23 protein-coding genes are annotated in these 19264 nt (G+C 69.5%); 19 read left to right on the top strand and 4 right to left on the bottom strand.

The genetic code is table 11. From position 1 onward, the window contains the following. Positions 1-62 precede the first annotated feature (62 nt). From GGR88_RS10130 to GGR88_RS10120, 3 genes are all read left to right on the top strand, one after another. Positions 63-917: a manganese catalase family protein gene (locus tag GGR88_RS10130; RefSeq protein WP_167954597.1), complete on the top strand. Its 855-nt coding sequence runs from the start codon at positions 63-65 to the stop codon at positions 915-917. A gap of 54 nt (positions 918-971) precedes the next feature. Continuing rightward, the gene (locus GGR88_RS10125; RefSeq protein ID WP_167954596.1) at positions 972-1826 is read left to right on the top strand and encodes an MBL fold metallo-hydrolase; all 855 of its coding nucleotides are present in this window, start codon (positions 972-974) and stop codon (positions 1824-1826) included. Positions 1827-1945: 119 nt separating this feature from the next. Then, positions 1946-2191, top strand: coding sequence for a hypothetical protein (locus GGR88_RS10120; protein ID WP_167954595.1), 246 nt, complete (start codon positions 1946-1948; stop codon positions 2189-2191). A gap of 58 nt (positions 2192-2249) precedes the next feature. Here GGR88_RS10120 and pyk read toward each other — a convergent pair whose 3' ends face one another. After that, positions 2250-3707, bottom strand: coding sequence for a pyruvate kinase (pyk, locus tag GGR88_RS10115; protein ID WP_167954594.1), 1458 nt, complete (start codon positions 3705-3707; stop codon positions 2250-2252). A gap of 72 nt (positions 3708-3779) precedes the next feature. On the opposite strand from pyk, the gene GGR88_RS10110 reads away from it, so the two are divergent. From GGR88_RS10110 to pal, 16 genes are all read left to right on the top strand, one after another. Next, complete coding sequence (locus tag GGR88_RS10110; protein WP_167954593.1) at positions 3780-4097, top strand: DUF1244 domain-containing protein; 318 nt, start codon at positions 3780-3782, stop codon at positions 4095-4097. A gap of 129 nt (positions 4098-4226) precedes the next feature. Continuing rightward, positions 4227-5576 (top strand): metal-dependent hydrolase family protein, encoded by a 1350-nt coding sequence (locus GGR88_RS10105; RefSeq protein WP_245196803.1) that lies wholly within the window; start codon positions 4227-4229, stop codon positions 5574-5576. 70 nt (positions 5577-5646) lie between these two features. Further along, complete coding sequence (locus tag GGR88_RS10100; RefSeq protein WP_167954591.1) at positions 5647-5889, top strand: DUF2312 domain-containing protein; 243 nt, start codon at positions 5647-5649, stop codon at positions 5887-5889. Next, on the top strand, positions 5889-6401 hold the full coding sequence (locus tag GGR88_RS10095) for a DUF1003 domain-containing protein (RefSeq protein WP_167954590.1): 513 nt from the start codon (positions 5889-5891) through the stop codon (positions 6399-6401). Before GGR88_RS10100 ends, GGR88_RS10095 begins: the two co-directional genes overlap by 1 nt. Positions 6402-6428: 27 nt before the next feature. Continuing rightward, complete coding sequence (locus tag GGR88_RS10090; RefSeq protein ID WP_167954589.1) at positions 6429-7172, top strand: YebC/PmpR family DNA-binding transcriptional regulator; 744 nt, start codon at positions 6429-6431, stop codon at positions 7170-7172. Continuing rightward, entirely contained in the window at positions 7169-7663 is a 495-nt protein-coding gene (gene ruvC / locus GGR88_RS10085; RefSeq protein ID WP_167956116.1) for a crossover junction endodeoxyribonuclease RuvC, read from the top strand. The genes GGR88_RS10090 and ruvC overlap by 4 nt, the downstream gene beginning before the upstream one ends. Next, the gene (gene ruvA / locus GGR88_RS10080) at positions 7660-8262 is read left to right on the top strand and encodes a Holliday junction branch migration protein RuvA (protein WP_167954588.1); all 603 of its coding nucleotides are present in this window, start codon (positions 7660-7662) and stop codon (positions 8260-8262) included. Before ruvC ends, ruvA begins: the two co-directional genes overlap by 4 nt. A gap of 51 nt (positions 8263-8313) precedes the next feature. After that, positions 8314-9579 (top strand): MFS transporter, encoded by a 1266-nt coding sequence (locus GGR88_RS10075; protein WP_167954587.1) that lies wholly within the window; start codon positions 8314-8316, stop codon positions 9577-9579. 9 nt (positions 9580-9588) lie between these two features. Then, positions 9589-10626, top strand: coding sequence for a Holliday junction branch migration DNA helicase RuvB (ruvB, locus tag GGR88_RS10070; protein ID WP_167954586.1), 1038 nt, complete (start codon positions 9589-9591; stop codon positions 10624-10626). Beyond that, positions 10623-11837 (top strand): DUF3089 domain-containing protein, encoded by a 1215-nt coding sequence (locus GGR88_RS10065; protein WP_167954585.1) that lies wholly within the window; start codon positions 10623-10625, stop codon positions 11835-11837. The genes ruvB and GGR88_RS10065 overlap by 4 nt, the downstream gene beginning before the upstream one ends. A gap of 68 nt (positions 11838-11905) precedes the next feature. After that, positions 11906-12364, top strand: coding sequence for a YbgC/FadM family acyl-CoA thioesterase (locus tag GGR88_RS10060; protein ID WP_167954584.1), 459 nt, complete (start codon positions 11906-11908; stop codon positions 12362-12364). Continuing rightward, positions 12361-13050, top strand: coding sequence for a protein TolQ (gene tolQ, locus GGR88_RS10055; RefSeq protein ID WP_167954583.1), 690 nt, complete (start codon positions 12361-12363; stop codon positions 13048-13050). Before GGR88_RS10060 ends, tolQ begins: the two co-directional genes overlap by 4 nt. Next, complete coding sequence (gene tolR, locus GGR88_RS10050) at positions 13050-13475, top strand: protein TolR (protein ID WP_167954582.1); 426 nt, start codon at positions 13050-13052, stop codon at positions 13473-13475. Before tolQ ends, tolR begins: the two co-directional genes overlap by 1 nt. Before the next feature lie 2 nt (positions 13476-13477). Next, positions 13478-14311: a cell envelope biogenesis protein TolA gene (locus GGR88_RS10045; protein WP_167954581.1), complete on the top strand. Its 834-nt coding sequence runs from the start codon at positions 13478-13480 to the stop codon at positions 14309-14311. Positions 14312-14343: 32 nt separating this feature from the next. Beyond that, positions 14344-15648, top strand: a complete 1305-nt coding sequence (gene tolB, locus GGR88_RS10040) for a Tol-Pal system beta propeller repeat protein TolB (RefSeq protein ID WP_425338490.1) — start codon at positions 14344-14346, stop codon at positions 15646-15648. Positions 15649-15707: 59 nt separating this feature from the next. Beyond that, entirely contained in the window at positions 15708-16235 is a 528-nt protein-coding gene (gene pal / locus GGR88_RS10035; RefSeq protein WP_167954579.1) for a peptidoglycan-associated lipoprotein Pal, read from the top strand. A 59-nt stretch (positions 16236-16294) separates the two neighbouring features. On the opposite strand, the gene GGR88_RS10030 is transcribed toward pal, so the two are convergent. The 3 genes from GGR88_RS10030 to GGR88_RS10020 all read right to left on the bottom strand — a co-directional run bounded on the left by GGR88_RS10030 (position 16295) and on the right by GGR88_RS10020 (position 19141). Beyond that, positions 16295-17296, bottom strand: a complete 1002-nt coding sequence (locus GGR88_RS10030; protein WP_209023368.1) for an SGNH/GDSL hydrolase family protein — start codon at positions 17294-17296, stop codon at positions 16295-16297. Between the two features lie 79 nt (positions 17297-17375). Further along, positions 17376-18221 (bottom strand): S1/P1 nuclease, encoded by an 846-nt coding sequence (locus GGR88_RS10025; RefSeq protein WP_342449811.1) that lies wholly within the window; start codon positions 18219-18221, stop codon positions 17376-17378. Then, positions 18221-19141 carry an isoaspartyl peptidase/L-asparaginase family protein gene (locus GGR88_RS10020; protein ID WP_167956109.1) on the bottom strand — a complete coding sequence of 307 codons (921 nt, stop codon included), beginning with the start codon at positions 19139-19141 and terminating at the stop codon, positions 18221-18223. The genes GGR88_RS10025 and GGR88_RS10020 overlap by 1 nt, the downstream gene beginning before the upstream one ends. Between the last annotated feature and the right edge of the window lie 123 nt (positions 19142-19264).

Raw genomic sequence — 19264 nt, 5'->3', positions numbered from 1 at the left:
TTAGCGGAACGACTTGCGTGGAGTTTGTCCGTTCACCTCGTAGCATAGCGAGGAGGACCTTCATGTACTTTCACGACAAGCGGCTGCAATATCCGGTCACTGTTGCCAAGCCCAACCCACAATTCGCACGAATGCTTCAGCAGGCGATCGGCGGTGTCGAGGGCGAGATCCGCGTCTGCATGCAATACTTCTTCCAGGCATGGGGAAATCGCGCGCCCACAACCAAGTATCGCGACATGCTGCTCCACACGGCGACGGAGGAGATTGGCCATATCGAGATGCTGGCAACCGCGGTTGCGCTGAACCTTGAGACGGCACCGGCCTCGTTGCAGGAAGAAGGTGCCGCCGACGGCATCGTCGGAGCGGTGATGGGCGGCGGCAGCGCCAAGGCATCGATCGAGGGACTGATCCACAAGAACCTGCTGTCCGGCGGGCTGGCGGCCATGCCGATGGATTCCGACGGCGTACCATTCAACATGAGCCACATCTACGCGAGCGGAAATGCGGCGGCCGACATGTACTGCAACGTTGCCGCGGAAAGCACCGGACGCGTGCTCGCCGTCCGTCTGTTCAACGCGGCGGAGGACGAGGGCATGAAGAAGATGCTCCATTACATGATCGCGCGCGACACCATGCACCAGCAGCAGTGGCTGGCGGTGCTGGAGGAGCTGGGCGGCCCGTCCGCGAACCTGCCGATCCCCAACAGCTTTCCGCAGGAGATGGAGGATCAGGAGAACAACTATAACTTCTACGCCACTGCTGCCGTTGGATCGGTGCCCGAAGGGCGCTGGACCGACGGCCCTGCGGTGGATGGCCGCGGGACGTTCACCGTCTTCCAGAACCGGCCGTTGGGCGAGGAGCCGATCCTGGGACCGGCGCGGCCGGACAGCGGCGCGCAGGACGCGCAGATCGGTTGACGGATGGCCGGGTAGGGGATGGCTCCTGCCCGGCAAGCCTGCGGGAGATCATCCTTGCGCATTCACCATCTGAACTGCGGCACCGATTGTCCGTTGGGCGGCGCACTGTTTGACGGACGCAGCACCAGCATTTTCGGTGAAATCGTCTGCCATTGCCTCCTGGTCGAAACGAATGCGCACGGCCTGGTGCTGGTCGACACCGGATATGGCCTGCGCGACGTCGCGCATCCTCACCGGCGGCCCGATCCGCGCATCACGCTGGCATGGCGGACGATGCTCAACATCCGCCTGCACGAGCGGGAGACCGCCATCCGGCAGGTCGAGGCGCTGGGTTACCAGGCAACGGACGTGCGCCATATCATCGCCACGCATCTGGATTTCGATCACGCCGGCGGGCTTGAAGATTTTCCGAAGGCCACCGTCCACGTGATGAAGCGGGAATATGACGATGCCCTGGGCCCGCACCGCGGCATCGTCGCGCAAAACCGGTGGCGACGGCGGCAGCTGGACGAGGTCGCGGGCTGGCGAACCTATGGCGCGCGCGGGGAGCCGTGGTTCGGGTTCGATGCCGTCAGGAACCTGGAGGGGTTGCCGCCCGAGATCCTGATGGTTCCGCTTCCCGGCCACACCTGGGGACATGCCGGCGTGGCGATCGATCGCGGCGCCGCCGGCTGGCTGCTGCATGCGGGCGACGCCTACTTCTATCGCGGCGAGATGCGGTCGGCGCGGCGACGCTGTACGCCCGGCCTTTGCGCCTACCAGCGGCTGATGGAAGTGGACGCCACCAGCCGGCTGAACAACCAGGCCCGCCTGCGTGCCCTGTCCGTCGAGAAGCGGGATGAGGTCACCGTCACCTGCACGCATGATCCGGTCGAGCTGGAGCGGTGCCAGGCCGGCCTGCCGCTCTGAATTCCGGTTTGCCGCTGAATCGGGTGTAACAATTCATGTCGGAAGACCAGCTTGGTGTTTACACTCAAGTCACAGGCGTTCTGATCGAATCAGTTCCTTCGCCCCTAGGGAGAAAGTGCATGATCGCGACCGCAGTTCTAAGTCTGGTTCTCCAGGCAGCACCAGCCCCGACGGCCACCCATACAGCTGCTGGCGGCACGCCACCGGGTTCGGATCTCTTGATCTGTCGGGAGCAGGTGCGATCGCATCCCTACCGCCGGGAAGAGATTTGCCGCACCGAAGCGCAGTGGCGTGAGGCGCGCCTGGAGCTTCTTACCCAGCCGAATTTCCCTTTTCGCGAGGATCGGATCTCCGGCGGCAACTGATCGGGGAGCCGTTCGAGAAGCGCCGATGGGAGCGGCCGAGTAAATACCTGCTTTCAAGTCAGGCGTCGCGGCCCTTCAGTTCGTCGCCGACGATGCGGGCGACGTGGATGACGTTGGTGCTGCCCGGCGTTCCGAAGGGCACGCCGGCGACGATGACGACGCGGTCGCCGGCCGTGGCGAGGCCATGGCGGAGCGCCATGCGCTTCGCCTTTGCGATCATCTCTTCGAAGCTTTCCACATCCTTGGTGCGGACGGCGTGGACGCCCCATTGCAGGCCGAGCCGGCGTGCGGTCTCCAGCCGCGGGGTCAGCACCAGGAGCGGCACGGACGGACGCTCCCGCGCGACGCGGCGCGCCGTGGAGCCGGACAGAGTGAAGCAGATGATGGAGGCGGCGCCGACAGTCTTTGCGATCTCGCGCGCCGATTGCGCAAGCGCGTCTGCGGTGGTGGGATCGGGCACCGTTTCGGTGAAGTGGACACGGGCGGCATAGCCGGGGTCGCGTTCCACCTGGGTGGCGATGCTGTTCATCATCGACACCGATTCTTCCGGCCAGTCGCCGGCGGCGCTTTCGGCCGAAAGCATGATCGCGTCGGCACCATCGTAGACGGCGGTCGCCACGTCCGACACCTCCGCGCGGGTCGGTGAGGGCGACTTGATCATCGATTCGAGCATCTGCGTGGCGACCACGACCGGACGGCCGAGGCGGCGCGCGCTTTCGACGATGCGCTTCTGCAGGGGCGGGACGTCCTGAGGCGGCAGTTCAACGCCCAGGTCGCCGCGCGCGACCATGACCGCGTCGGCGAGTTCAAGAATGGCATCCAGCCGCTCAACCGCAGCCGGCTTCTCGATCTTGGCGAGCAGCGCAGCCTTGCCGCCGATCAGGCGGCGCGCCTCCGCCACGTCCTCCGGCCGCTGCACAAAGGACAAAGCGATCCAGTCGACATCCTGTTCGACTGCGAAGGACAGGTCGGAGCGATCCTTTTCGGTCAGCGCGGCCATCGGCACGAGCACGTCGGGGACGTTCAGCCCCTTGTTGTTCGACAAGGTGCCGCCGACCTCCACCCGCGCCTCGATCCGGTCGGGCGAGGCGGTGATCGTGCGCAGCACCAGCTTTCCGTCATCGAGCAGCAGGCGCGCGCCGGGTGTCAGCGCGGCGAACAGCTCCTTGTGCGGGAGGCGCACGCGGGTGGCGTCGCCGGGCGTCGTGTCCTGATCGAGCACGAAGGTGGAGCCGGTCTCCAGGAACGCGGCGCCGCTGGCGAACGCGCCGACGCGCAGCTTCGGCCCCTGAAGGTCGACGAGGATGGTGGTTGCCCGGTTGAACTGCTTTTCCAGCGTGCGGATGGTGGCGATGGTCTCGGCATGGCCGTCCTGCGCGCCATGGCTCATGTTGACGCGGAACGCGTCGGCGCCTGCGCGGTAGAGCTTGGCGATCATCTCGGGCGAGCGGCTGGCGGGCCCGAGCGTGGCCAGGATGCGGACCTTGCGGTCACGCGGGCGCAGGCTGGTCGTCATAAGAAGTCCTCGGTCCGGTTTGTCGCGGCGGCTCTAACGTCTAAAGCCGGTGGGGCAAAGCAGGAGATGGCGATGAGTTGCACGGGAACCGAAGAGGTCGAGGTCGCCGGGATCGACGACCGCGTGGCGGCCGCCGCGTTCCGCCGGTTGGTGGGGCACCTGCAGCACCGGACGGACGCGCAGAATGTCGACCTGATGGGGCTTGCGGGCTTTTGCCGGAATTGCCTGGCCGATTGGGTCGAGGAGGCAGCCAACGGGGCCATCGACCGTGCTGCGGCGCGGCGCGCGATCTATGGCATGGACCAGGCCGAGTGGAAGGCGCGGTTCCAGACCGAAGCGACGCCCGAGCAGTTGCAGCGCATGAAGGAGAGCGTCGCCCGGAACGGGTGAACACGGATCCTCTTTTCTTCTCCGGCCAGGCATGTCGACGCGTTGCCCTTCCCTTCTTGGGCGGAAGCGGGAAGAACAGCGCATCGACGTGCGCTGCCCGCTTGGCAGGGAACGAAGGGGAGGATGAAGATGCGGACTCTTGCGAGCGCGCTGGCGCTGATGTTGGCGGCGGGCGGATCGGCAGCCGCGCAGACGACGCCGGCCACGACGGCGCAGGCCGGCAGCGTCGTCACCTGGATCCATGCGGGGCGGCTGCTCGACCGGCCGGGCGAGCGCCCGCGCGGGCCAAGCACGATCATCGTGCGCGACGGCAAGATCGCCGAGATCCGCGACGGGCTGGCGCCGGCGGAGCCGGGCGCGCGGCTGGTGGACCTGAGCGATCGGTTCGTGCTGCCGGGCCTGATCGACATGCATGTCCACCTGTGGGGGATCGGCGGCGATCCGCTGCGCGCCCGGCTGGAGACGACGACGCGCGACGATGCCGACGACATGGTGACGGCGTTGAGCAATGCGCGCGCAACGCTGGATGCCGGCTTCACGACCGTGCGCGACCTGGGCGGCGACGCACGTGGCATGCGCGCGCTGGCGCAGGCGTTCGGGCGGGGCGAGCTGGTGGGGCCGACCGTAATCCAGGCGGGCGCGCCGATCTCCGTGTCCGGCGGGCATGGCGACCCGACCAACGGGCTCAATGCGACCTTTGCCGATGCCGTGCATGCGCACACGACCAACACCTGCGACGGGCCGACCGACTGCACCCGGGCGGTGCGCGAGCAGGTCGCGCTGGGTGCGCAGGTCATCAAGTTCATGGCGACCGGCGGCGTCCTGTCGAATGTGTCGGGCGGGCTCGGCCGGGCCATGTCGCCGGAGGAAATGCGCGCGGTGATCCAAACGGCGCATGGGCTCGGCCGGCGGGTGGCGGCGCACAGCCATGCCGCCGAGGGCACGCGCGCGGCGGTGGAGGCGGGCGTCGATACGATCGACCACGGCACCTATCTCGATGACCAGACGGTGCGGCTGATGCGGGAGCGCGGCACCTGGCTGGTGCCGACGATGATCGCGCCGGTGACCGCGCTGGAACAGGCGCGCGCGGGCGTGCTGCCGCCGGCGACCATCCCGAAGGCGGAAGCGGCGGCGGCAGCCGCGGCCGAGAGCCATGCGCGGGCGATCCGCGCCGGCGTGCGGGTGGCGTTCGGCACCGATTCGGGCGTGTCGAAGCACGGCGAGAACGCGCGCGAATTCTCGCTGATGGTGGCGGCCGGGATGACGCCGGCCCAGGCAATCCGCGCCGCCACGGTGGATGCGGCCGAGGCGCTGGGCCGGGCCGAGACGCTGGGCACGATCGCGCCGGGCCGCACCGCCGACATCATCGCGGTTGCCGGGGACCCGCTGACCGACGTCCGGGCGCTGGAGACGGTCGACTTCGTGATGCACGATGGCCGGGTGCACAAGTCGACCGGTCGCGCGGTGATGGCCGAGTAGGGGTTCAAACGGCCGGTGCGATGCCCTAGACGCGCCGGCCAACCCACCAACCAGAGAGATTGCGAGACCCATGTCCGACGACGTCGTTGCCGCCGACCAGCTGCGCCTGCTCATCGAGCGGATCGAGCGCCTTGAGGAAGAGAAGCGCGGAACGCAGGACGACATCAAGGACGTCTATGCCGAGGCGAAATCCACCGGCTTCGACACCAAGACGATGCGCGCGATCGTGCGGCTGCGGCGGATGGAGAAGCACCACCGCGACGAGGCGGACGCGCTGCTGGAAACCTACCGCCAGGCGCTCGGCCTGCATTGATGCACCCGCCGGTCGCGGACATCGTGCATCGGCTGCTGGGGCGGGCGCCTGCGACGCTGGATGCGTCGGAACGCCGCGCGTTGGCAGGGTTCGAGAGCGGCGCCGCGACCAGCCGGGATGCCGGTGACGAGGCCGATGCCCGGTCGGGTTTCGGTGACCGACTGGCCGACCGGGTGGCCGCGGTTGGGGGAAGCTGGGGCTTCATCATCACCTTCACGGTGGTTCTGCTGGGGTGGATGCTGCTCAATTCCGACGTGCTGGCGCGGTTCGGCATGGCGTTCGACCCATATCCGTACATCTTCCTCAACCTGATGCTGTCGACGCTGGCGGCGATCCAGGCGCCCGTCATCATGATGAGCCAGAACCGCCAATCCATGAAGGATCGGCTGGCGGCGCAGCTGGATTATGAAGTGAACCTGCGGGCGGAACTGGACATCGCCCGGATCAACCACAAGCTCGACGCGCTCCACGCCAAGCTCGACCGGCTGGCGCAGGCGCAGCCGCCGGCATAAGAGCGGCGCACACGATAGAGGCAGACAATGGCGGGCCACAGCAAATTCAAGAACATCATGCACCGCAAGGGCGCGCAGGATAAGAAGCGCTCCGGCGCCTTTTCCAAGCTCAGCCGCGAGATCACGGTGGCGGCGAAGATGGGCCTGCCCGATCCCGACATGAACCCGCGCCTGCGCGCGGCGGTGAACGCGGCAAAGGCCGCGTCCATGCCGAAGGACAACATCCAGCGGTCGATCGACAAGGCAAGCCGGGGCGACGCGGAGAATTACGAGGAGGTCCGGTACGAAGGCTTCGGACCGGGCGGCGTGTCCCTGATCATCGAGACGCTGACCGACAACCGCAACCGCACCGCGACCAACGTGCGCACGGCCGTGTCGAAGAACGGCGGCAACCTGGGCACGGCGGGGAGCGTCAGCCACGGGTTCGACCGGCTGGGGCTGATCTCCTACCCCGCGAGCGTCGGCGATGCCGAGCGCGTGTTCGAGGCGGCGCTGGAGGCGGGTGCCGAGGACGTCACGTCGAGCGAGGACGGGCACGAGATCTGGACCGCGCAGGGCGACCTGCACGAAGTGGCCAAGGCGCTGGAGCCGGTGCTGGGCGAAGCGGAGGGCACCAAGCTGGCCTGGCGGCCGGGCACGATGGTGGACGTCGGCGAAGCGGACGCCGCGCAGCTGATGAAGCTGCTGGACGCGCTTGACGACGATGACGACGTGCAGACCGTGTGGGGCAACCACGAGGTGTCCGACGCCGTGATGGAAGCGCTCGGCTGATCCTGCTGGGCCTTGATCCCGGTCTCGGCACCACCGGCTGGGGCGTGATCCGGGCGGAGGGCAACCGGCTGGCCCACATCGCCAACGGACGCGTGTCGACGCCGCCGGGGCTGTCGCTGGGTGCGCGGCTGGCGATGCTGGACGCGGCGCTCGCCGCGCTCATCGCCGCGCATCGTCCGGCGGCGGCGGCGGTGGAGCAGGTGTTCGTCAACGCCAACCCGCAATCGACGCTGAAGCTGGGGCAGGCGCGCGGCGTCGCGATCTGCGCGGCGGCGCGCGGCGGGGTCGAGGTGGGCGAATACAGCCCGGCCGAGGTGAAGAAGGCGGTGACCGGCACGGGCGGCGGCGCCAAGGAACAGGTGCGTGCGATGGTGGCGCGGCTGCTGCCGGGCGCCGCCATCGACGGCGCGGATGCCGCCGACGCGCTGGCGGTGGCGATCTGCCACGCGCATCATCTCGCCAGCGCGCGGGCACGGGGGGCATGGGCATGATCGCACGGTTGAAGGGCGTGCTGGTGGAGGCGGGTGCGGACCAGCTGGTGCTGGACGTGGGCGGTGTCGGCTATCTCGCGCTCGCCTCCGCCCGGACACTGGGTGCGCTGCCGCCGGCCGGAGGCGACGTGGTGCTGCTGACCGAAATGCAGGTGCGAGAGGACGCGATCACGCTGTTCGGCTTCGGATCGGCGGCGGAGCGCGACTGGTTCCGGCTGCTGACCAGCGTGCAGGGCGTCGGCGGCCGCGTTGCGCTGGCGATCCTGTCGGTGCTGGCGCCCGACGAGCTGTCGCGCGCGATCGCGGCGGCCGACAAGGCGAGCGTGGCGCGGGCAACGGGCGTCGGCCCGAAGCTTGCGCTCCGCATCGTCACCGAGCTGAAGGACAAGGGCGGTATCGGATCGGCGCTGGCCCCTGCGGGCGGCGCGAAGCCGGCGGATGGCGGGCATGCCGCCGACGCGATCTCGGCATTGCTCAACCTCGGCTTCCGCCCGCTCGATGCGTCGGCGGCGGTGGACGCGGCCGGAGCCGAGCTTGGCCCGGGCGCCACGCTGGATGCCATCGTGCGGCTGGCGCTGCGCAAGTCGGCGCGGCCCTGAACCGATCCGCTGCAATGACGTTCAGGCTCCACATCATCATGGAGCCGGCCAATGGCGACGATCGCGGATGTGGGTGCGCCGCCTGAGAAGCGATCTGCCGACCGGCAGCTGGATGCGCTGAACTTCTTCCTGGCCGATGTCCGCGACGGGCTCGGCCCCTATCTCGCCATTTACCTGCTGTCGGTGCGCGGCCCTGCCCATGGGTGGAACGAGGCCACCGTCGGCTTCGTGCTGACGCTGAGCGCGCTGATCGGGCTGGCCGCGCAAACCCCCGCCGGCGGGCTGGTGGACCGGAGCCTCAACAAGCCCCGATTGCTGATCCTGGCCGCGCTGGCAGTCACGGCGGCAAGCGTGTCGTTGCCGTTCGTGTCGGGGTTCGCGTGGGTCGCGGGCACCCAATCGCTGGCAGCGGTTGCCGCCGCGCTGTTCGCGCCCGGACTGTCGGCGCTGACGCTGGGTCTGGTCGGTCCGAAGATGTTTGCGCGACGGGTCGGGCGGAACGAGGCATTCAACCATGCCGGCAATGCGGTCGCTGCCGGGCTGGCCGGGTTGCTCGCCTGGCGCTTCGGCCCCGAGGTGGTGTTCTGGCTGATGGGCGTGCTGGCGCTGGCGAGCGTCGCGGCGGCCGCACGGGTCGACAACAGCCAGGTCGACAACCGGACCGCGCGCGGGCTTGGCGGCACGGACGATGCCGCGGAGGTCCCGAGCGGCTGGCGCACCTTGCTGGAGTGCCGGCCGCTGTTGATCTTCGCGGCGCTGTGCGCCGTGTTCCACCTGGCCAATGCGGCCATGCTGCCCTTCGTCGGGCAGCAGCTCGCCCGGGAAGTCGGGCAGGATTACGCCACATCGCTGATCGCCTTGTGCATCGTCGCCGCGCAGGCGGTGATGGTGCCGGTAGCGATGGCGAGCGGGCGGCTGGTGGAGCGGGTCGGCACCAAGCCGTTGTTCGTCGCGGCCTTCGCCGTGCTGGCGGTGCGGGGATTCCTGTATCCAGTGTTCGATGCGCCCGCCTGGCTGATCGGTGTGCAGCTGCTGGACGGGGTGGGAGCGGGCATCTTCGGCGCGCTGTTCCCCGTGGTGGTGGCGGACCTGACGCGCGGCACCGGGCGCTTTGCCGTGTCTCAAGGGGCGGTCGCGACCGCGCAAGGGCTGGGCGCCGCGTTCAGCGCAGGGTTGGCGGGCCTGATCGCGCTTCACCTTGGCTATAGCGCGATGTTCGCGACGCTGGGTGCGATCGCCGCTGTGGGGCTGGTCGGTTATCTGCTGCTGATGCCCGAGACGCAGCCGCGCTCGACAGCGGTGGCGCCGGCCCGCTAGGCAGGCTGGGTGACCGACGCCGAGCGATTGCTGAGCCCTGTCCGCGCCCCGGACGATGCCGACGCGGCGCTGCGGCCGCGCGCGCTGGACGAGTTCGTGGGGCAGCAGGGCGCGCGCGACAATCTGCGCGTCTTCATCCAGGCGGCACGCGCGCGGGGCGACGCGCTTGACCATGTGCTCCTCTTCGGGCCGCCCGGCCTCGGCAAGACGACGCTGGCGCAGATCGTGGCGCGCGAGATGGGGGTGGGATTCCGCGCGACATCGGGACCGGTGGTCGCCAAGGCGGGTGACCTGGCGGCGCTGCTGACCAACCTGGAAGACGGCGACGTCCTGTTCATCGACGAGATCCACCGGCTGCAGCCGCAGGTGGAGGAGGTGCTCTATCCGGCGATGGAAGACCGCGTGCTGGACCTGATGATCGGCGAAGGGCCATCGGCCCGGTCGGTCCGTATCGACCTGCCGCGCTTCACGCTGGTCGGCGCGACCACGCGGCAGGGGTTGCTGACGACACCGCTGCGAGACCGGTTCGGCATCCCGATCCGACTGCAATTCTACACGGTCGACGAATTGGAGCGGGTGGTGGTGCGCGCCGCCGGGCTGCTGGGCCTGCCGATCTCCGACGATGGTGCGCGGGAGATCGCGAGGCGGTCGCGGGGAACGCCGCGCATCGCCGGGCGGCTGCTGCGGCGGGTGCGGGACTTCGCCGGCGTGGCGGGAGACGCGCTGGTCGACCGCATGGTTGCGGATCGGGCGCTCGGCCGCCTGGATGTCGATGCGCTCGGGCTGGACGCGATGGACCGGCGTTACCTCACCATGATCGCCGATGTGTATCGCGGCGGGCCGGTCGGCGTGGAGACGCTCGCCGCCGGCCTGTCGGAGCCGCGCGACACGGTGGAGGAGGTGATCGAGCCCTTCCTGATCCAGCTCGGGCTGATCGCGCGGACGGCCCGCGGCCGGTGCCTGAACGGGCGTGGCTGGACGCATCTGGGATTGACGCCGCCGCCCGGCGCGCAGGGCGGACTGTTCGACGAGGGAGAAGGACCATGACGACCTGGATGCTGCTTGCCGCCGCCGCTGCCGCCGCCGTGCAGGCGCAGCCGACGCCGACACCCTCCACCCCGGCGGCGCCACCGGTTCCTGCAGCCGCGATGCCGGCGGCACCCGATTACCAGCAGGATGGCGCCTGGCTGTGCCTGCCGGGGAAGACGGACGCGTGCAGCCAGGTGCTGCCGACCGTTGCGCTCAATCCGAACGGCTATGGATCGGTGGGCGAGGCACGCCCCAACCCCGATGCGGCTGCCGACTGCTTCTACGTCTATCCGACGGTGTCGCGGGATCCGGGCGTCGTTTCCGACCTGGTGGCCGGGCAGGAGGAGATCGCGACCGCCTATGCACAGGTGGCGCGCTTTTCCGAGCAATGCCGCCTGTTTGCCCCGATCTATCGCCAGCTGACGCTGGCCACCCTCAACCGCGCGGCCACCAGCGGCGATCAGCGCGAGGTCGTGCCGGCCTTTGAGCTCGCCTACCAGGACGTGAAGGCCGCATGGACCGAGTTCCGGCGGCGCAGCGGGGACCGGCCGTTCGTCCTGATCGGCCACAGCCAGGGCAGCGTGCACCTGAGCCGGCTGATTGCGGAGGAGATCGACGGCAAGCCGGCGGCGGAGAAGATGCTGTCGGCGATCCTGCTCGGCTGGAACATCGAGGTGCCGGAAGGCGAAGTGGTCGGAGGCACGTTCCGCCAGATCCCGCTCTGCACCGAGGAAGGGCAGACCGGCTGCGTCATCACCTATGTCACCTATCGTGCCGATGCGCCCCCGCCGGAGGTGGCGTTGTTCGGCCGGGCGGCAACCGCCGGGCGGACGGTCGCCTGCACCAATCCGGGCGCGCTGAACGGCGGCGGGCCCGCGCAGTTTACCCAGGCGCCGGTATCGGCGCTGCTCGACAGCTACTGGTTCGCCGCGCGACCCACCAACCCGCCGATCCGGTGGTCCAGCGAGGGGCAGCCAAGCGTTCCCTTCGTGCGCACCGAGGGGCTGGTGGAGGCGCGCTGCGTCCATGACGGGGCGGTCGGCTATCTGGCGCTGTCGATCCCGCCCACGCCCGATGATGCGCGCACCGATCAGTTTCCGGGCGACATCGTCATCGGCGGGCAACCGCAGCCCGGATGGGGCACGCATCTGGCCGACATGCCGGTGGCGCAGGGCGATCTGATCCGGCTGGTGGCGGAGCAGGTGGGCGCGTTCGGACAGCGGCGTTAGCGCACCGCCCGGCCGAATGCGGGCCGTTCGGGGTTGCCTGAACGGTCTGGCACGCTAGGCCCGTGCCCATGCCCGCGGATGCGACACATGGCGGCTTCGATGGCGGCGTCCACCGCTTCGCCATCACCGTGTATTTCGAGGACACGGATCTGTCGGGCGTGGTCTATCACGCCAACTACCTCCGCTACATGGAGCGCGCCCGATCGGAAATGCTGGCGGACGCCGGCATCGACCAGCGCGCGGCGTGGGAGGCGGGAACGGGCGTTTATGCGATCCGTTCGCTCGACATCGTGTACCATGCCCCGGCCCGGCTGGGCGACCGGCTGATGGTCGAGAGCCGGCTTGTGGGGCATGGAGCCGCCTACGCCCGCGTTCATCAGCGAGTCATCCGGGGCGATGCTTTGCTGACCGAGGCGAAGGTGGTCGCCGCGTTTGTATCCTCCGAAGGACGTCCCACGCGTCAGCCGCGCGCGTGGATCGGGATTTTCGAGCGGCTGGAACAAGGGAGCCCGAGAGCGCCGCAATGACGCCAGTCCTCGCCACCGAAGCCGCCAGCCTGTCTCCCGTCGCGCTGTTCCTGCAGGCCGACATCGTCGTGAAGGCGGTGATGCTGGGCCTGCTGGCCGCCAGCATCTGGACCTGGGCGATCATCGTCAGCACGGGCGGGCGCCTGCGCCGTGAGCGCAAGGCCAGCGAAGCGTTCGAGGACGCGTTCTGGAAGGCCGACGACATCGACAAGTTCCATGATCGGAACTCAAGCGACGTGTCTCCGGCGGCACGCCTTTTCGATGCCGGCGTGCGCGAATGGCGGCGATCGACCGGCGGCAAGCAGATCGACAAGGACGGCACCCGCGCCCGGCTGGCGACGTCGATGCAGGTGTCCGTCGCGGCCGACATCGACCGCCTGTCGGAGCGGCTGAACGTGCTGGCAACGGTCGGGTCCGTGGCACCCTTCGTCGGGCTGTTCGGGACTGTGTGGGGCATCATGCGCGCCTTCACCTCGATCGCGGCCGAGCAGTCGAGCTCGCTCGCGGTGGTGGCGCCGGGCATCGCGGAAGCGCTGTTCGCGACCGCCATCGGCCTGTTCGCGGCCATCCCGGCCGTCATCGCCTATAACCGCTTCGGCCATGCGCTGGACCGGCTGGAGGCGCGGCTGACCCGCTTTTCCGATCGATTCCACGCCACCCTCTCCCGCGAGCTGGACGCCGGCTGATGGGGATGGGCGTCTCCGGTCGGGGCAGGGGGCGGCGGCGCGCGCCGATGGCGGAGATCAACGTCACGCCGTTCGTCGACGTCATGCTGGTGCTGCTGATCATCTTCATGGTGACGGCGCCGCTGCTGACGGCGGGCGTGCCGGTGAACCTGCCCGACAGCCGCGCCGCCGCGCTGGACCAGGACCAGGAGCCGATCACCCTGTCGATCGACGAGACCGGCCGCACCTTCATCGACGAAACCGAAGTGCCCGAGGCGGTACTGCCCGATCGGCTGGCGGCGCTGGCCGGCGGCGGCGACCAGCCGCGCCAGGTGTTCCTGCGGGCCGACCGGACGCTTGATTACGGCCGGGTGATGCGGGTGATGGGCGAGCTCAACCGCGCGGGCCTCAACCGCATCGCGCTGGTGAGCGTCGGGCAGGAGTGACGATGGACCGGTCCGAAAAGATCGGTCTGGGCGTCGCCACCGCGGCGCACGTCATCCTGTTCGGGATCCTGTCGGTCGGGTTCCTGGCGACGCCCAACCCGCGCGCGCTGGAAAGCGACCCGATGGACATCGCCTTTGTCGACGAGGTGGCGTGGAAATCGGCCGCGCCCGAGATCGCGACCGAGGTGCCGGCGGAAAGCGTTGCGCCCGAGCTTGGGCCGCCGACGCCTGCACCCGCACCCGAGGTGGCCCCGACGCCCACGCCGCCGGTGGAGGCTGCGCCCGAACCGACGCCCGCACCGCCGGAACCGGCACCGGTCGCCCAACCGGCACCGCGCGCGACGCCGCGTCCGCCGCAGCGCGCGCAGACCCGGCCCCGCCCGACCCCGCCTGCGGCCACGCGCCAGACGCCGGCCGAGCGCCCGCGCGGATCGCGGCTGGGAGACAGCTTCCGTCAGGGGCTGACGCGCGAAGCATCGAAGAGCACGTCGCAGACGCCGCGTGCCGCCTCCGTCGGATCAAGCCAGGTCGCGAGCCTGTCCGCCGCCATCCAGCGGCAGGTGCAGCCCTGCGCCAATCGCATCCCGAACCCCGGGCCCGGCGCCAACGAGATCCGATCGCGTATCCGGCTGCGCATGAACGAAAACGGGACGCTTGACGGGCGGCCGACGATTGTCGGGCAGACTGGCGTCAATGCGGAGAACGGCCGATACGCCCAGCGCGTCGCCGAGCTTGCGATCAGCGCCTTTATCCAGTGTTCGCCCTATGAGCTGCCCGCCGAGCTTTACGCCGGCGGGTGGGAAGACATCATCCTGAACTATAGTCTGCCCGGTTGAGGGGAGGAGGACCCATGCGACGTTCCCTGGTCATGATTGCAGCGGTGCTGTCCGCGATGGCGGCGGTGCCCGCCGCGGCGCAGGTGGAGGTGGACGTCACCGGCGGCGTCAGCGCGCCGCAGCCGATCGCCATTCCGGTGATGCCGACCAACTCCCCAGTGGGAACCGCCGCCGGATCGACCGACGCGCTTGGCCGGCAAGTGTCGGAGGTGATCGCCAACGATCTGCGCAACAGCGGCCTGTTCACGCCGATCGATGCCAACCGGATGCGGCCGGTGCGCTTCGACGAAGTGACGCAGCCCGATTACCCTTACTGGGGCGGCACGGGCGCGCAGACACTGGTGCAGGGGTTCGTCCGCGCCAATGGCGACGGATCGCTGACGGTCGGCTGCTACGTCTATGACGTGTTCGCGCGGACCGAGCTGGCGCGGCAGGGTTTTGTGGTGCAGCCGGACAGCTGGCGGCGCGCGGCGCACAAGTGCGCGGACAGCGTCTATTCGCGCCTGACGGGCGAAGGGCCCTATTTCGACAGCCGCGTGGTCTATGTCTCGGAAACCGGCCCGAAGAACAACCGCACCAAGCAGCTGGCGATCATGGACCAGGACGGTGCCAACCACCGCTTCCTGACGAGCGGGCAGAACATCGTCCTGACGCCGCGCTTTTCGCCGAACGAGCAGCAGATCGTCTACATGAGCTATGCCGAGGATCGGCCGCGCATCTACACGCTGCAGGTCGGCACGGGGCGGCAGCGGCTGGTGGTGGAGGGCGCGTCGCTTTCCTTCGCGCCGCGCTTCTCTCCGGACGGCCGCTTCATCCTGTTCTCGATGGCGCAGGGTGGAAATACAGACCTCTACCGCGTGTCGGCAAGCGGCGGCCGGCCGCAGCGGCTGACCAACTCGCCCGGCATCGACACGGGCGGCAGCTATTCCCCCGACGGCAGTCGCATCGTGTTCGAAAGCGACCGGTCGGGCGGGCAGCAGCTTTATGTCATGAACGCCGACGGATCGAACCAGCAGCGCATCAGCTTCGGCGGCGGGCGGTACGGCACGCCGGTGTGGAGCCCGCGCGGCGACCTGATCGCCTTCACCAAGATCGGCGGCGGGTTCCGGATCGGCGTGATGAACGCGAGTGGCGGCGGCGAGCGCCTGCTGACCAACGCCTGGCAGGACGAGCAGCCGACTTGGGCGCCGAACGGCCGGGTGCTGATGTTCTTCCGCACGGCGCAAGGCTCTGGCCGCGCCAGTGTCCACTCGGTCGACCTGACCGGCCGGGTCGAGCGCCGGATCGCGACGCCGCGCGACGGCTCCGACCCGAGCTGGGGGCCGCTGTTGCCCTGAGCGGACCGTTTCGGATGTGACGACGTTAAGCTGACAGATTCCGACAAGGAGGGAACGATATGAACAAGGCAATCATGATGGTGAGCGCGCTGTCGCTGGTGACGGTCGCAGGCTGCGCACGCCGTGCGCCGGAGCAGCTGCCGCCGCCGCCGGCGACCACCGCGCCGGAGACCGGCTATGACACGGGCGCGGGGACCGGCCAGACCGGCACGACCGTGGTGCCCGGCAGCCAGGCAGACTTCCTTCAGAGTGTGAATGCCGATCGCGTGCTGTTCGCGACCGACAGCTCCGACATCGATTCGCAGGCGCGGTCGATCCTCGACAGCCAGGCACAGTGGCTGGCCCGTTACCCCAATGTCCGCATCACCATTGAAGGTCATGCCGACGAGCGCGGCACGCGCGAGTACAACCTGGCCCTGGGCGACCGGCGCGCGACGGCTGCATCCAACTATCTGCAGGCGCAGGGCGTGTCGGCGAGCCGGATCAACGTCATCAGCTATGGCAAGGAACGGCCGGAGGCGACGGGATCGGACGAAGGCGCCTGGGCGCAGAACCGCCGGGCGGTGACCGTCACGGTCGGCAACTAAGTCGTTTCGAACCCAAGGAAGGGGGGAGGGATGCGAAAGCGTCTCTCCCCCCCTTTCGTTCAGGCGGCGAGCCTGACGTCCGCTCGCCGTCTTGCCCGCAGGGTGAGGCCGACCGCGCCGAAGCCGGCGATCATCATCGCCCAGGTCGCAGGCTCCGGCACTGCCTGAGCCTGCGCGACCAGCGCGTCGCCGATCACCGCGTGCACCTGGGTCGTCGGATGGATGCCGTCGAAATACACGAAGCCGGTGCAGGTCGGGGCGGCGCCGGGTACCGCAAGGCACGGCGTGCGCGTGTTCAGGTTGGCCGGCAGGCCGGCCGCGGTCGGATCCGCATAAAGCGCCTGCTGGAAGGCGAAGAGATCGAAGAAGCTCAGCTGAAGACCCGCCTGGGCGCCAAGCAGGGAGGTCTGTTGGGCAAGCGCCTGGTTGAGCCCGAAGGAGAGTTGGGTACCGGTCCGTGACAGGTCAGCGGAGCCGAGGGCAGTCACCACGGGGATCTGCCCGATGTCCGGCAAGCCGGTGACGATGATGTTGCGGGCACCCAGGCCGATCAGGTCGGACACGCCCGTGCTGAACGCGGCGAGCGTTTCCGAAAAGTCGGGCACATAGTTGGGGATGGTCGCGACCCGGCCAAGCTCCCGCCGCACGTCGTTGCCGCCGAAGGTGAGCAGCACGAGCGAATCGGGATTGAAGCTGAGCCCCGACCCCTGGAAGCTCGCGATCTGCTCGGCAAAGCTCGGGCTTGCGTCGCCCGGGACCTCGGCGGCCTGCGCGCCGCCGACCGAGAAGTTCAGCCCGCCCAGAGCCGATGCGGTCGCGGGCGTGTTGAACAGGCCGAGCGAGAGATAGTCGGCGAAATTATAGCCGTTGGAGAAGCGGCCTTCGAAATAGCCCTGCGCGGGCGGTGCGGGATCCACGCCGCCGACGGCAAGGCGCGCCGCACGGGCGTTGCCCGAATCAACCAGGCTGTCCCCGAAGACGAACAGGTTGCTGTAGTTCTGAGCCCCGGCCGGTGCGGCCAGGGCAAGGCCGATCGTGGCGGCGCATCCCGCGATTTTCATGGTCATCCCTCCTGTTGGCGGACACTCGTGGCGGTGCCGACGCTGCCTTCAACGCGCGGGGATGGTTAATGTTCGTGGTCTAGCCGAGGGCTTCCTGCAGCAGCCGGGCGAGGCGAACGCCGCCGCGCAGCACCTGCAGGCGGATGACGGGGATCGCCTGTTCGATGTCGGCCTCGCTCAAGGCGGCGACGTTACCGCGGGCACAGGGATCGCCACCGCGGACGGGCGTGTAGGCGATTTCGCGCGCTGCTTGCCAGGCCTCACGCGACCAATCCTCCGTCGTACCGGCTGCAAGCGCGGCGCGATCCGCCGGCGCGCTCGCCAGAAGCCCTCGCGCATCGGCAGCCGGGGTGGTGATCGCCCGTTCCGCCAGCGGCGTGTCCCACACGCCGTGCAGGTTCGTCCGCGGCCCGCCGGCAATGCCGTAGCGGGCGCGCACGTCGTTGCCGCCGCGATCATCGTCGTCGCCGGCGTGGAGCGGCTGATGGAGGTCGCCGACGAAGTGGATCAGGAACAAGAGCGCGGCGACCCGCTCCCGCTCCGGCACCGTGCGGTCGGCGAGCAGGCGGACGTTGCGGTCGATCTGCGCGGACACGCAGTTGCCGTCCTTGCAGGCCGCGGTCAGTTCGAACGGGCGGCAGACCGAGACATTCTGGTAGTGCCAGGGGTTGGTGTAGCTGAAGCGCGGGCTCAAGCCGCGGATGCAGTCCGCCCAGATGCTGGCATCGCCAAGCGTGCGGGCCGGGCAGTCCGGCGTCTCCAGCAATGCGGTGCGCCGCAGCAGCGCGGTCATTCGCGCGCGGACCACAGGGCTGCTTTCAAGCCAGGCGATCTCCGCCACCGTGTCGTGGCCATAGCGGCCCCAGGAGAGCGCGGGCGCCGTCGGCAGCATCGCCGCCGCGACGAAGAGCAGAAGCCTCCGGATCAATCCTCGTCTCCGAAGATGGCGACATGGCGGCCGGCGGCCGAGGTCGCCCGGCCGCGGTACATGCCCGCCGTTGTGAACTGCCAGAGCGGATCGCCCGCCGCGTCCACCAGGATGACGCCGCCGGTGCCGCCGAGCGCGGCCATGTCGGCCATCGTCGTCGCGGTGGCCGTGGCCGGATCCTCCCCGGCCAGGCGGATGCGGGCCGCGATCTCCCGCGCGACGCCGGCGCGGATGAAGTGCTCGCCCGATCCCGTGCAGGACACGGCGCAGGCGCGGTCGTCGGCGAAGGTGCCGGCACCGATGAGGGGAGAATCGCCGACCCGGCCCCAGCGCTTGCCCATGACGCCGCCGGTCGAGGTCGCCGCCGCGACATGGCCATCGCGATCGCGCGCGACCGCGCCCACGGTGCCGTATTTCATGTCGACGTCGAAGCCGTCGCCACCGCCGGCAAGCAGCTCATCGAGCTGGCGGCGGCGTTCCGGAAGGATGAAGTGGTCCTGTTCCGCGGGCTCCAGCCCTTCGCCGATCGCGAATATGTCGGCACCGCGGCCGACGAGCATGACGTGCGGGCTCCGCTCCATGACGGCGCGCGCGACGCTGACGGGATGCCGGGCGCGCGTGACCTGCGCGACGGCGCCCGCCCGCCGGTCACGCCCGTCCATGATGGCGGCGTCGAGCTCCACCGTGCCCTCGCGCGTCAGCACGGCGCCGCGCCCGGCGTTGAAGCTGGGCGCATCCTCCAGCACGCGCACGGCCGCCTCCACGGCGTCCAGCGCGCTGCCGCCCGCCACCAGGATCGCGGAGCCGGCATCAAGGGCGTCGGCCAGCGAACGGCGCGCGGCGGCATCGGCGGCGGCGTCGAGGCTGCCGCGCGGGATGACGCCGGCGCCGCCGTGGATGACGAGCGACCAGCTCAAGGAAGACATGGGGGAACTCCGCGGACCAACGACCGGGCGTCTAGCAGAAGGTTGCGGCAAGGCCACCGGTTCCGCTTGCCAGCGCAAGCCGCTATATGACGGCCGATAGCCATCTCGGAAGGT

It is taken from the genome of Sphingomonas jejuensis (genome assembly GCF_011927695.1).
Taxonomy (GTDB): Bacteria; Pseudomonadota; Alphaproteobacteria; order Sphingomonadales; family Sphingomonadaceae; genus Sphingomonas_K; species Sphingomonas_K jejuensis.
Note: the sequence above shows the minus strand (reverse complement) of the source record. Positions and strands in the feature narration are given on the sequence as shown.